General features: G+C 56.8%; 12 protein-coding genes and 1 tRNA gene. 5 read left to right on the plus strand and 8 right to left on the minus strand.

The window, feature by feature from the left end; genetic code table 11:
- Positions 1-116 precede the first annotated feature (116 nt).
- Together M2407_RS09960 and M2407_RS09965 are read left to right on the plus strand one after the other, a co-directional pair.
- Positions 117-1,151, plus strand: a complete 1,035-nt coding sequence (locus M2407_RS09960; protein WP_115058465.1) for a LacI family DNA-binding transcriptional regulator — start codon at positions 117-119, stop codon at positions 1,149-1,151.
- Between the two features lie 37 nt (positions 1,152-1,188).
- Positions 1,189-1,875, plus strand: a complete 687-nt coding sequence (locus tag M2407_RS09965; protein WP_020827724.1) for an aspartyl/asparaginyl beta-hydroxylase domain-containing protein — start codon at positions 1,189-1,191, stop codon at positions 1,873-1,875.
- On the opposite strand, the gene M2407_RS09970 is transcribed toward M2407_RS09965, so the two are convergent.
- The 5 genes from M2407_RS09970 to M2407_RS09990 all read right to left on the minus strand — a co-directional run bounded on the left by M2407_RS09970 (position 1,872) and on the right by M2407_RS09990 (position 7,018).
- Complete coding sequence (locus M2407_RS09970; RefSeq protein WP_020827725.1) at positions 1,872-2,588, minus strand: ABC transporter ATP-binding protein; 717 nt, start codon at positions 2,586-2,588, stop codon at positions 1,872-1,874. The genes M2407_RS09965 and M2407_RS09970 overlap by 4 nt on opposite strands.
- Complete coding sequence (locus M2407_RS09975; protein ID WP_044552471.1) at positions 2,585-3,460, minus strand: ABC transporter ATP-binding protein; 876 nt, start codon at positions 3,458-3,460, stop codon at positions 2,585-2,587. Before M2407_RS09975 ends, M2407_RS09970 begins: the two co-directional genes overlap by 4 nt.
- A complete protein-coding gene (gene livM / locus M2407_RS09980) occupies positions 3,457-4,743 on the minus strand; it encodes a high-affinity branched-chain amino acid ABC transporter permease LivM (RefSeq protein WP_129940864.1) in 1,287 nt (428 codons plus the stop codon). The genes M2407_RS09975 and livM overlap by 4 nt, the downstream gene beginning before the upstream one ends.
- Positions 4,744-4,754: 11 nt before the next feature.
- Complete coding sequence (locus tag M2407_RS09985; RefSeq protein WP_020827728.1) at positions 4,755-5,669, minus strand: ABC transporter permease subunit; 915 nt, start codon at positions 5,667-5,669, stop codon at positions 4,755-4,757.
- 230 nt (positions 5,670-5,899) lie between these two features.
- The gene (locus tag M2407_RS09990) at positions 5,900-7,018 is read right to left on the minus strand and encodes a branched-chain amino acid ABC transporter substrate-binding protein (protein WP_020827729.1); all 1,119 of its coding nucleotides are present in this window, start codon (positions 7,016-7,018) and stop codon (positions 5,900-5,902) included.
- 490 nt (positions 7,019-7,508) lie between these two features.
- On the opposite strand from M2407_RS09990, the gene M2407_RS09995 reads away from it, so the two are divergent.
- Positions 7,509-7,584, plus strand: a tRNA-Asn gene (locus tag M2407_RS09995).
- A gap of 114 nt (positions 7,585-7,698) precedes the next feature.
- Here the strand turns inward: M2407_RS09995 and M2407_RS10000 are convergent.
- Positions 7,699-8,490, minus strand: coding sequence for a PhzF family phenazine biosynthesis protein (locus M2407_RS10000; RefSeq protein ID WP_130016494.1), 792 nt, complete (start codon positions 8,488-8,490; stop codon positions 7,699-7,701).
- Between the two features lie 215 nt (positions 8,491-8,705).
- Positions 8,706-9,659 carry a LysR family transcriptional regulator gene (locus tag M2407_RS10005; RefSeq protein ID WP_259217866.1) on the minus strand — a complete coding sequence of 318 codons (954 nt, stop codon included), beginning with the start codon at positions 9,657-9,659 and terminating at the stop codon, positions 8,706-8,708.
- Between the two features lie 139 nt (positions 9,660-9,798).
- Between M2407_RS10005 and M2407_RS10010 the strand changes: the two genes are divergently transcribed.
- Together M2407_RS10010 and M2407_RS10015 are read left to right on the plus strand one after the other, a co-directional pair.
- Positions 9,799-10,968 (plus strand): M20 aminoacylase family protein, encoded by a 1,170-nt coding sequence (locus M2407_RS10010; RefSeq protein ID WP_115058456.1) that lies wholly within the window; start codon positions 9,799-9,801, stop codon positions 10,966-10,968.
- A gap of 35 nt (positions 10,969-11,003) precedes the next feature.
- Positions 11,004-11,792, plus strand: coding sequence for an ABC transporter substrate-binding protein (locus M2407_RS10015; protein ID WP_130016492.1), 789 nt, complete (start codon positions 11,004-11,006; stop codon positions 11,790-11,792).
- Positions 11,793-11,862: 70 nt separating this feature from the next.
- On the opposite strand, the gene tmaR is transcribed toward M2407_RS10015, so the two are convergent.
- Positions 11,863-12,180, minus strand: a complete 318-nt coding sequence (tmaR, locus tag M2407_RS10020; RefSeq protein WP_020827737.1) for a PTS system regulator TmaR — start codon at positions 12,178-12,180, stop codon at positions 11,863-11,865.
- Between the last annotated feature and the right edge of the window lie 117 nt (positions 12,181-12,297).

A 12,297-nucleotide genomic window follows, 5' to 3' on the forward strand; every position in this document is an offset into this window, starting at 1 on the left:
CCGCTGCGTTGTGCCGATGGCCCGCAGGATCCTCGCGCCGGCGTCGGCAACTCCCGCATTCGACCACGCTGTGCTAATCTGTTGAACCCATACCGTTTTTTCATCACGAGCGAAAGATGATGGCGAAGAAACCCGGCTCCACCCAAGCGCCCGCAGCACGCAAGGCGACGGCCAGCGATGTGGCCGCCCGCGCCGGCGTGTCTAAATGGACGGTATCGCGTGCCTTTACCGACGGCGCGTCGATCTCACCGCAGGCCATGCAACGGGTTCAAACCGCAGCGCGTGAATTGGGTTATCGCCCTAACCTGCTGGCGCGCAGCCTGTCGAAAAAGAGTACTCGCATCATCGGGCTGGTGGCGGACGAACTGAAAAACCCGCATATCTTTACGCTGCTGGATGAAGTGACCCGGCAGTTGCAAAGCCGCGGTTATATGGCGTTGCTGCTCAATATCACCTCTGAACACGATTACGAGTCGGTGCTGACGCTGGCAGACCAAATGCAGGTGGACGGGCTGCTGTTCCTCGGCACGCTGCTCAATGACCGGCTGATCAGCCTGGCGCAGGACATTCACCGTATTCCGCTGGTAGTGCTGTATCGCTACAGTGAAAGCCCCTATATCCAGGTGCTGGCGACCCACGGTTATCAGGCTGGGTTCGATATCGGCGAGTTGCTGCTCCAGCAAGATTACCCGCGTATGGGCTATCTGGCGGGGCCAATCAGCGAATCTACCCAGTTGCGCCGCCTGGACGGTTTCCGTGCCGCGCTGGCGCAACAGCAGCGTGAGGTCAACCTGGTGCTGCAGGCTCCGCACTACCAGCGTCTTTGCGGGATGGAGGCCTTTTCGACCTACCTGGCCGCCACCCCGGCAGAGCAACGGATAGACGCCATTTTTTGCGAGAACGACATTCTGGCGGTCGGCGTTATCGATGCCATACGCGCCACGCCGGGCTGTGCGCCGATTGCCGTGGTGGGCTTTGACGACATTGAGCTGGCGGCCTCCCCCAGCTACCAGCTAACCACTTACCGCCAGCCGATGCAGCAGCTGATAGCCGATGGCATTCACTGCCTGACGCAGGCCTTCGAACCCGGCGGACAACGGCTGTATACCGGCGAATTGATCGTCCGGCAATCACATCTAAAACAACCCTAAGACGGCGAGAAATCGGCTCACTGCTATTGAGGTCACTATGTCAGCTATCTATGATTGGTCTGTGCTTGCTCTTCGCCGTATTTACGATCGCCGCATCAGCAGTTCACCGGTCCTCGACAGCAACCGGCTGTTTCCCGACGCCCAACGCTTTACCGCTCACTGGCAGCAGATACGCGAGGAAGCGCTGACCGTAGCGCAAGATCTGCGTAATATCCCACGTTTTCACGAGATCATGAGCGAACAGGCGTCGATCTCCGCCAACGACGCTCGCGACTGGCGGATGTTTATCATGCAGGCCTATGGGCAGCCGATAGCGCGCAACCTCGCCCGTTGCCCGCAGCTTGCACAATTGATCGCCTCTTCCCCGGATGTGCTTTCAGCCTCATTGTCGTTCCTGGCACCCGGCAAACAGGTGCCCGCGCACCGTGGCCCATTCCGCGGCATTCTGCGCGGCTATCTAGTGTTGTCGATGCCCAAACGCGCCGACGGTGAACCCGCTGCGGTGTTGAAAGTCGACGGGCGGGAGTACCGGCTGAACGAGGGGGAATTTATGCTGTGGGACGACACCTTCGAACACGAAGTGTGGAACGACAGCGACCAGGTGCGCACCGTGTTGTTGCTGGATATCCGCCGCCGCGATTTGCCCCGCGGCCTGCGGATCTTGTCCAGTGGCATCATCGCTCTGGTACGGCTGAACGTGCGCGTGATCCAACGCCAGTTTTAAGCGCCGCCCAGATAAGCCTTCCTCACCTCCTGATTGCTTAACAGCTCCGCGCCGCTGCCGGTCAGCCGGATTTGCCCGTTGACCATCACATAACCGCGATCGGACAGCTTGAGCGCATGGTTGGCGTTCTGCTCCACCAGGAACAGCGTCATGCCGCCACGGGTCAATTCGCGCAGAATGCTGAAGATCTGTTTGACGATAATCGGTGCCAGCCCCAGGCTCGGCTCATCCAGCAACAGCAGCTTCGGACGGCTCATCAAGGCTCGGGCAATCGCCAGCATCTGCTGTTCGCCGCCGGACATGGTCATCGCCCGCTGGTTGCGCCGCTCCTTCAGGCGTGGAAACAGCTCGAACATGCGCTGCAGGTCTTCATCCACATAGCGATTGCCGACAGTGATGGTGCCCATCAGCAGGTTTTCCTCCACGCTCATGTCCGGAAAGATCCGTCGCCCCTCCGGCGCCTGGGCGATACCGCTGCTGGCAACATAATGGGTAGAACGCTGGCTGATATCTTCTCCGCGAAACAGGATCTGCCCGCCGCTGATGCGCGGTTGGCCGAAGATCGACATCAGCAGTGTGGACTTGCCCGCGCCGTTGGCGCCAATCAGCGCCACCGTTTCCCCTTCATTGACCTGTAACGAGACCTGCTGCAACGCCTGGATCGGGCCGTAAAACACGTCCACATTGCGAAATTCCAACATCACATTGCTCATCCCGCCAGCTCCTCTTCATCCGCGCCAAGGTAAGCGGCGATCACCGTGTCGTTATGCTGTATTTCTTTCGGCGTGCCTTCGGCGATCACATCGCCATGGTCGAGCACAATCACCCGATCGGAAATTTCCATCACCATGCCCATATCGTGCTCGATCAGCAGTACCGTGATACCGTGGTGCTGACGCAGGAAACGGATAATGCGGCTCAGGGTCGCCGTCTCCACCGGGTTCAGCCCGGCGGCGGGTTCGTCAAGGCAGATCATCTCCGGCGTGGTGCACATCGCCCGGGCGATCTCCAGCCGCCGCTGCTGGCCGTACGACATCTCCCCCGCCAGCCGGTTGGCGCAGTCCACCAGCTCCACCACTTCCAGCCAGTAAAAAGCGCGATCCAGCGCCTGGCTTTCCGCCCGGCGATAGCCTGGCGTATTGAGCACCCCGGCGACCAGATTGCGGTTGCTGAGCATGTGCTGCGCCACCAGGAGATTCTCCACCACCGACATTTCGCGGAACAAACGGATGTTCTGGAAGGTGCGAGCCAGCCCGGCACGATTGACCAGATGGGTCCCGCCGAACATTTTGTAGTACAGGCGCGATCCCAACCGCTTCGGGTTTACCCAGTCGCCGGCGCGAAACTTCTGCCCCAGCACCTGGATCACGTCGGTTGGCCGTTTGTGGGTGTTAAGCAGGATGGCGCCGCCGGTGGCGCGGTAAAAGCCGGTCAGGCAGTTGAACACCGTGGTTTTGCCGGCGCCATTAGGGCCGATCAACGCGGTGATCGAGCCGCGTTCGACCGCCAGATTCACGTCGTTGAGCGCCTTGATGCCGCCAAAATGCATCATCAGATGCTCAACCTGCAAGATTGCGTCGCTCATGGTGCCACCCCCTTACGCGGCGCAAAGCTGGTTCGGCTGATCCGCACCAGCCCACGCGGTCGCCAAATCATCATCGCCACCATCAGCACGCCAAACAACAGCACGCGGTACTCGGCGAAGCTGCGCAACAGTTCCGGTGCCACCGTGAGCACGAACGCCGCCAGCACCACGCCAATGGTCGATCCCATCCCGCCCAGCACCACGATCGCCAGGATCAACGCCGATTCGAAGAAGGTAAACGAGGTGGGGTTGACGAACCCCTGATAGGTGGCGAAAAACACCCCGGCCAGCCCGGCGGTGGACGCGCCCATCATAAAGGCCGACAGCTTGACCAACACGTGGTTTAAGCCGAGCGAACGACAGGCGATTTCATCCTCGCGCAGGGCTTCCCAGGCACGGCCGATCGGCATGCGCGTCAACCGATGCTTGATGTACAGCACCAGCAGCACCACCAGGAACAGCACCGCATAGATAAAGATAAATTTCAGGTTAGGGTTATAAGTGATGCCAAGGAATTCATGAATCGGCACGCCGCCGTCCTTCGCGCGTCGGCCAAACTCCAGGCCAAAAATCGTCGGCGCCGGGACCGAGACGCCGTTCGGCCCGCCGGTCAGCGACATCCAGTTGTTCAGCACCAGCCGGATGATCTCGCCAAACCCCAGCGTGACGATCGCCAGATAGTCGCCGTGCATACGCAACACCGGGAACCCCAGCAGCGCGCCGGCCAGCGCCGCCATCAGCGCCCCCAATGGCAGCATCGCCCAGAACCCGAGGCCGAGATACTGGTAGCCCAGCGCCAGCCCATAAGCACCAATGGCGTAGAACGCCACGTAGCCCAGATCGAGCAGCCCGGCGAGCCCGACAACGATGTTCAAGCCCAGCCCGAGCAACACGTAAATCAGCCCCAGTATCGCCACCGTCAGCAGGTATTTGGTGGCGACAAACGGAAACAGCAGCGCGATGACCGCCATTAACGGAATAATCCAGCGCAGGCTGGTCCTGGCGCCGATCGGCCTGACATATACCCCGTCGTTACCGCCGTCAAAGCGCGTCAGCAATTTACGGCCCGGTGTGGTTTGCAGAAACAGGCTCAGTAACAGCCGCCCGGCCATCACCACCGCGATAATCCACACCAGACGGTGCGGCTCGAAGTTAAAGCTGTAACCGTTCAGAACGATGCCGACGATCGGCCCAAACACGATCAGGGCAATCAGCCCGGCCAATACGGCGTCCAGCAGGCTGCGCTTAACGTTCAGCCCTGGGTGAACCTCTGAGTGCGACATAAGTTTTCCCCTCAAACCTTAGCGACCATTGGCCGTCCGAGCAGGCCCTGAGGGCGGAAAATCAGGATCACCACCAGCAAACCGAAGGAGAACACGTCTTTGTAATCCGAGTTCACCATGCCGGCGAACTGCGCCTCCGCCACGCCCAGCAGCAGGCCGCCCAGCATCGCGCCGGGTAACGACCCTATGCCGCCCAATACCGCGGCGGTAAAGGCTTTGATGCCGATGATAAAGCCGACGTAGAAATCGAAGGTGCCGTAGTTCATGGTGATCAACACCCCCGCCAGGCCGGCCATGGCGGCGCCGATCACGAACACCAGGGAAATGACCCTATCGGTGTTGATGCCGAGAATTGACGCCATTTTGCGGTCTTGCTGAGTGGCGCGACAAATGCGCCCCAGCCGGGTGTGTTGAATGATGTAAGTGAGGATCGCCATGCCCAGCAGCGACGCGAACAGGATAAACACCTTGGTGTAGGTGATTTGAATCACCCCGCCGTCAAAGTTGAGGCGGAACACTCCATCCAGCAGGGTTGGGATCCCCTGCTGGCGTGGTCCCTGGCTGATTTGTGCGTAGTTTTGCAGGATCAGCGACATGCCGATTGCGGAGATCAAGGGGGCTAAACGGGTAGAGTTACGCAAGGGTTTGTAGGCGATACGTTCGATCACCCAGCCATACACGCCGGTGATCACGATGGTAAACACCAGCGTACCGAGGATCAGCAGCGGGAACGACTGCAGGCCGAAGAACGACAGCAGCGCCAGCCCGATGGCGCACAGGTAGGCGGAGATCATATACACCTCGCCGTGGGCGAAGTTGATCATGCCGATAATGCCGTAAACCATGGTGTAGCCAATGGCGATCAGACCATAAACTGCGCCGAGCGTCAGGCCGTTGATCAATTGTTGCAGAAAGAAAACGTCCATAATGAGCAGTCTCGCCTGGTGGGACCGCAAGCAACAGCAGGCGCGGCCCAAGGGAAGAATCGGCGCGGATCCGCAGCACATGCGGATCCGCTTGCAGGTTAATCCTCAATGGATTTCAAACTGCAGCCAGGCGGCAAGTACGTGAATCCCCAGGAGCTTAGGTCCACTAAGTGACTGGGGTGAACGTAGGCAGCCAACAACGCTGCGGCTTGAAAGACGCCGAGGATTGTTTAGAGTTGGTGATATTTGCCCTTGTCGTCCCACTGATAGACCACGTAATCCGATACCTTCAGGTCACCTTTCTTATCCCAGGCCTTTTTGCCCATCACGGTATCCACATCATGAGATTTCAGCCATTCGCTGGCCTTGGCGCTGTCTTTGCCGCCGGTGGCGTTAAAGGCCGCGGCGATCGCCTGAATAGAGGCGTAGGAGTAGAGGGTATAACCTTCCGGCTCGAAACCGCTGGCGCGGAATTTGGCGATCACCGCCTTGCCTTCCGGGATTTGGCGCGGATCGTTACCGAAGGTCATCAGCACGCCGTTGGTGTACTGCGGCCCGCCGGCAGCAGTCACCAGCTCTTCGGTCACGATACAGTCGCCGGAGAAGAACTTGGCGGTGACGCCCTGCTCACGCATCTGGCGCACCAATGGTCCGGCTTCTGGGTGGCAGCCGCCAAAATAGACCACGTCGGGTTTAACCGAGGCAATTTTGGTCACCAGCGCGTTAAAGTCTTTTTCACCGCGCGACAGCCCTTCATACAGCACCTCTTTCACGCCGCGCTTGTTCATTTCCGCCCTGGCGGCATCCGCCAGCCCCTGGCCGTAGGTGTCCTTGTCGTGGATCACCGCGATGCGCTTGGCCTTCAGGGTATTCAGCATGTAATTGGTGGCGATCACCCCTTGCTGATCGTCACGGCCGCACATGCGGAACATGTTGGTCATGCCGCGCTCGGTGATCTGCGGGTTGGTAGAGCCAGGGGTGATGGCGATAATACCGGCTTCGTCATACACCTCGGAGGCCGGCATGGTGGAGGATGAGCAGAAGTGTCCCACCACCGCTGCGACCTTGTCCTGATCGACCAGGCGGTTGGCGACCGAAACCGCCTGTTTGGGTTCACAGGCGTCATCCCCCTGCACCAGCTTAATTTTTTCCCCTTTAATCCCACCGGCGGCGTTGATATCCGCTGCCGCCTGCGAGGCACCACGCCAGTACTGATCGCCATAGGTCGCATTCGGCCCGGAGAACGGCCCGGCGACGCCGATAACGATATCGGCCTGAGCATAAAAAGCAGAACCTAAACAACCGATAAGCAGAGCAGCGAGCGGACTTTTAATCAATTTCGATGACATTGTTGTATTCCTCAGCACTGTTTTAGCGAAACGCCCAGAGGCGTGGAGCAGTCACTTTATGTGTAGACGGGGAAAATAATTTGCGCGAGAGCGCAGTCGCATTACCCGAATTTAAGCAAGCAAAAATCCAGCCATTGTGACGGCCAATACATATTTTCTGTTTATTCATCCTACATATCAGAGGGAAAACACGGGGCAATCACTGCCGTCAGGTGGCTCTGTGGGGGGCTCTGGCGGCAATTGTGTGAAAAAACTTCTCGGCGATGTTGGCCACATGCAAATCAACCGCGAGATCCTTCGCACCGTAAATGTGCAAAGGCCGGTGCAACATCGCGCCAGGGGTTTTACAGTGATAATCAGTGCTGACAGGGGGGATAAATGCCGAAAAACAACGCAACATGTTCATTCCGACAGCAAACGCACTTTTTTCGCAGTTTAGTGCTTTGACAAAGCCGCACCACCCCGCTATTATTCGCCCCGTTCACACGATTCCTCTGTAGTTCAGTCGGTAGAACGGCGGACTGTTAATCCGTATGTCACTGGTTCGAGTCCAGTCAGAGGAGCCATATTAAAGACGCCCGCTTAAGGAAACTTAAGCGGGCGTTTTGCTTTTGGATATTGGATGAACGGCGGCTAAGGGTGGCAGCAGACCTTATATTTTGAGCAGCATTCCAGCCGGTTTAGCGCAACAGCACTTTGCCTATCAGATAGGTTGTTGCCTGTCCGCCGATGTAAACGCGATCGCCCACTAGCTGGCAGCGTAAATCCCCGCCACGCTCTAATCCCTGGTGCGCCAACATCTGCGTTTTATTCAGTTTTTCAGCCCAGTAAGGAATGAGCATGCTATGCGCCGAACCTGTAACAGGGTCTTCCGCTACGGCTTCGCCTGGGCAGAAGAAACGGCTAACAAAATCGTATTCACCGTCACCTGGAGCCGTTATACACACCATTTTTCCCAGGGGAAGCATGCCATTGATATTCGGGCGTACAGTTTCGACCTGCTGCCGATTCTCCATTACTACCAGGTAATCACGCGCCACGCGCACTTCTTTGCATTCTGTGATGCCCAACGTTTCCAGCAATAATGCCGGTGGCATGACAGGCTTGGTTTCCCATGCAGGAAAATCAAGCGTCAGCCATTTATCGTTGCGCACCACCGTCAGCGGGCCAACAAATCGGGTAGCAAAATGAATAGTCGAACCTGGGTAATCAAGATGTTCAAAGATAACGTGCGCAGCTGCCAGTGTGGCATGCCCACACAGATTTATTTCAGCCAGGGAGGTAAACCATCGCAACTCAAAGCCAGTATCATTTGCGACAAAGAATGCTGTTTCTGACTGGTTATGCTGCTGGGCCATTTTCAATAATGTCTCATCAGGCAACCATTCTGTTAACGGGCATACCGCTGCGGCATTACCGCCAAAAGTCGTGTTGCTAAAGGCATCTATCATGTAAAAATCAATTTGTTGCATGGCGTAAATCTCTAATCGATCTTCGGGCAGCCCACACTCTACCACGCCACGACAACATGCAATTTCGTATTTTTCATGTATCCACATCCCCCCGAAAAATGAAGATAGCGTCTAACTAACACGGAATACGGTATAGCGTTTTCTTGCGATATGAAGACGTCTGCTTCACGCCCTGAATAGCCGGCCCTCCAACCCGCTCGTACCACTCCCTATTCCTAAATCAACAGCCGCACCCGATCATAAATCAGTCGGTCCTCCTGTCGTGCGGAGCGGGCGTGCTGGCGCAGAGTGCGAATCAGGTTATCAATCAGCGCATGGGCGGCGGTGCTGAGAATGCTGTTGCGACGAGTCACGATATTCAGCCGTGCCGGATCGCAACTTTCCCGCAGCACCAACGGCTGCAAGCGCCCGGCAAACTGCGGCAGGCCGACCAACGGCGCCGGACACCAGGTACACATGTCCGCCGACTCTACCATCGCCTGCAGCATGCCCAGGGAATGCGCATGAATAATACGATTCGGATCGAGGTGAGCACCGTGTCGGCTGAACAGTTGATGAATTAAATCGTCATGATTTTCCGGTGTATAGTTCAGCACCCAATCCTGCTCCAGCAACTGGTGAATCGAGGTGCTTTGGCTCAACGAATGCTCCTGCCGCACCATCACCGCCGTTTCATAATCGAGCAAGGGTTCACAATGAAACTCCTGCGGTGCCATCGAAACCGGAAGCGGCGTGATGGCAAAATCCATCGTGCCCTCACGCAGTTGTGATTGCGCGTTGGCCATCAGGCTTTCAAACAGTTCCAGTTTCACCTTGGGCATCTTTTTGCGAAAGGCCAACACCGCCGTCGGCAACACCGTCAACATCAACCACGGCGTAATGGCCGCTTTCACCTGCTCTTGCGCTAACCCGCGTAACCCCGCCATTTCATTATTAGCCTGTTCCAGCTGATTCAGCACCAACCGGGCATGTGCCAACAGCGTTTTCCCGTACGGCGTAAACCCCAGCCCGCTCGGAGAGCGAAGCAGCAACGGCAGTTCCTGTTGTTGCTCCAGTTCACGCAAAGCGCGCGTAACCGCTGCCTGTGAAAGCCCCAATTGCCTCGCGGCGGCGCGGATACTGCCGCCGTCAGCGCTGGCCACCAATGCCTGTAACTGATGCAGTTTCATGATGCCCCCATGACAACCTATTGTTGTCAGCATAACCGAACGGCGGCTCCCCGACCAACGGGTTGTTTGCTAGTGTCGGGAGTATCTTGTTTTCCGCTTATCGAACGTCGGAAATCGAATATTCAATCAGGATACCGCGATGAACAATCCGCTTGTCTTACCTGAAATAGCGGCAGTTAAGCATGAAATGGTCGCTATCCGCCGCCATATTCATGCTCACCCCGAATTGGGGTTCAACGAGTTTGCCACCGGCGAGTTGGTCGCAAAACTGCTGTCCAACTGGGGCTACCAGGTTACACGGGAATTGGGGCAAACAGGCGTTGTCGCCACCTTGCGGCGAGGCTCGGGAAAATCACTGGGCTTGCGCGCCGATATGGATGCATTGCCGATTGAAGAAACCAGCGGATTAAGCTACACCAGCACCCACCGCGGCGTGATGCATGCCTGCGGTCATGATGGCCACACCACTATGCTGCTGGCAGCGGCGCGTTATCTGGCGCAACACTCTGATTTTACCGGGACTCTGCATCTGATTTTTCAGCCGGCGGAAGAAGGCGGCGGCGGCGCCAGAGTGATGATTGAAGACGGCTTGTTCGAACGGTTTCCCTGTGATGCGGTGTTCGCCATGCACAACGTACCCGGCTTTCCAGTCGGCCAGTTGGGCTTTGCCAGCGGCGCTTTCATGTGTTCGGCCGATACGGTCAATATTACCCTGCACGGTCATGGCGGCCATGGCGCGGTGCCGCAGCACACGGTCGATCCGGTGGTGGTTTGCGCCGCTATTGTGATGAGTCTGCAAACCATCGTCTCCAGAAATATCGATCCGCAGGAAACGGCAATCGTGACGGTTGGCGCGATCCAGGCAGGCCGTGCCGCCAACGTGATCCCTGCCACAGCAACCATGACGCTAAGCGTACGCGCACTGGATGCGGGCGTTCGCCAACGGCTGGAAAACCGCATTACGGCGCTGGTAGAAGCGCAAGCCGCCAGTTTTGGTGCTCGGGCGGACATTGATTACCAACAGGGTTATCCGGTTTTGGTAAATCACGTGGCGGAAACTGAGCTGGCACGCACAGTCGCATTGGACTGGGCGGGTGAACAGCAGTTGATCCCGTCTCTGCGCCCCTTTACCGCTAGCGAAGACTTCGCATTTATGTTGGAAAAATGCCCCGGCAGCTATATCTCGATCGGCAATGGGGATAGTACGCCCGGCAATTCGCTACATAACGCCGGTTACGATTTTAACGACGAGTGCCTGCCGATTGGCGCCACTTACTGGGTCAAGCTGGTTGAGCGCTTTTTGGCTTGATCCCTTTTGCACACCATTACGCCGAGGAACATAAAATGAAAACAAAGATTAGCCTGGTTCTCCTGCTGCCGCTGGCGTTCAGTTTCGCCGTTTCTGCTGGAGAATTCAGCGGAAAAGTAATTAAACTCGGCGTGGATCCGACCTATCCACCGCTGGAATTTAAAACGCCACAGGGGGCGTTGACAGGATTTGGGGTCGATATTGCACAGGCAATGTGCGATCAAATGCAGGCCAAATGCGTTTGGGTTGAGAGCAGTTGGGATGGAATGATCCCGGGGTTGCTGGCGAAAAAATTTGATGCGATTGCCTCGTCGATGACCATTACGCCGCAGCGCCAGGCGCAGATCGCCTTCTCGGACAAGGTGTCTAATGCGCCTGCACGATTAGTGGCCCGTAAAGGCAGCAACCTGCAACCCACGGCGGCGTCGCTGAAAGGCAAATCCATTGGCGTGCAGCAGGGATCCAGTCAGGAAACCTATGCCAACGCCCTGTGGCGGCCGGCCGGCGTTAACGTGGTGTCCTACCAGAGCCAGCAGGAAGCCAATGAGGATTTGATCAACGGCCGCTTAGATGCTTCGTTGCTGGCCAGCGTCAGTGCCAGCGAGTTTTTCCACACCCCAGCAGGAAAAGACTTTGCCTTTATCGGTGCCGAACTCAGTGACAGCAAATATTTCGGTATCGGTGACGGCATTGGGCTGCGTAAAGAGGATATCGCCCTGCGTAACGCGTTCAATGCTGCGCTGCAGGCGATCATCGCCAACGGCACCTACAAGAAGGTGAACGATAAATACTTTGATTTTGACGTGTACGGCGCAGGCCACTAAAGGGTGCTGGACTGGGGATACAGGGAAAACAATAAAAGGGCCAGGCGAATGCCTGACCCGATAAAAACGGTTACTTCACTTCGCCCATAGCCTTCAGCTTTTTGGACAGTTCGCGGCGTTCTTTGGACAAATCGGCATTTTTGATGATGTAATCATCAACGCGATCTTCATAGTCGCTGCGCATATTGGCAATGATGCCCTGAACGTCTTCAATGCTCATGCCCGGCTTGATGTACTCGCTCAGGTTATCGAGCAGCAGCACGCGTTTTTGGTTATCACGAACTTTCTTCTCGTTGTCGACAATTTCACGCTGCAGCTTATTTTTACGTCGGAACATACGCACAAACTCCAGAACGTCCTGGAAACTCGGCTTATTTGCATTATCCATCTTCATACCCTTGCTTTAGTAATACACAGATTCATTTGCTTACGGCCACAATGGTACCAAGATACAGGTTTGTGGCGGTCAGGCACAACACTCATCGCCCTATCTTACTCACTTTGG

The sequence above is a fragment of the Serratia sp. BIGb0234 genome (genome assembly GCF_024809915.1).
GTDB lineage: Bacteria > Pseudomonadota > Gammaproteobacteria > Enterobacterales > Enterobacteriaceae > Serratia > Serratia liquefaciens.

Coding starts and splice junctions, on each gene's coding strand:
- M2407_RS09965 (WP_020827724.1), top strand. CDS start 1,189: ATGTCAGCTATCTATGATTGGTCTGTGCTTGCTCTTCGCCGTATTTAC.
- M2407_RS10010 (WP_115058456.1), top strand. CDS start 9,799: ATGAACAATCCGCTTGTCTTACCTGAAATAGCGGCAGTTAAGCATGAA.
- M2407_RS09970 (WP_020827725.1), bottom strand. CDS start 2,588: ATGAGCAATGTGATGTTGGAATTTCGCAATGTGGACGTGTTTTACGGC.
- M2407_RS10000 (WP_130016494.1), bottom strand. CDS start 8,490: ATGCAACAAATTGATTTTTACATGATAGATGCCTTTAGCAACACGACT.
- M2407_RS10015 (WP_130016492.1), top strand. CDS start 11,004: ATGAAAACAAAGATTAGCCTGGTTCTCCTGCTGCCGCTGGCGTTCAGT.
- M2407_RS09990 (WP_020827729.1), bottom strand. CDS start 7,018: ATGTCATCGAAATTGATTAAAAGTCCGCTCGCTGCTCTGCTTATCGGT.
- livM (WP_129940864.1), bottom strand. CDS start 4,743: ATGTCGCACTCAGAGGTTCACCCAGGGCTGAACGTTAAGCGCAGCCTG.
- M2407_RS09960 (WP_115058465.1), top strand. CDS start 117: ATGATGGCGAAGAAACCCGGCTCCACCCAAGCGCCCGCAGCACGCAAG.
- M2407_RS09985 (WP_020827728.1), bottom strand. CDS start 5,669: ATGGACGTTTTCTTTCTGCAACAATTGATCAACGGCCTGACGCTCGGC.
- M2407_RS09975 (WP_044552471.1), bottom strand. CDS start 3,460: ATGAGCGACGCAATCTTGCAGGTTGAGCATCTGATGATGCATTTTGGC.
- tmaR (WP_020827737.1), bottom strand. CDS start 12,180: ATGGATAATGCAAATAAGCCGAGTTTCCAGGACGTTCTGGAGTTTGTG.
- M2407_RS10005 (WP_259217866.1), bottom strand. CDS start 9,659: ATGAAACTGCATCAGTTACAGGCATTGGTGGCCAGCGCTGACGGCGGC.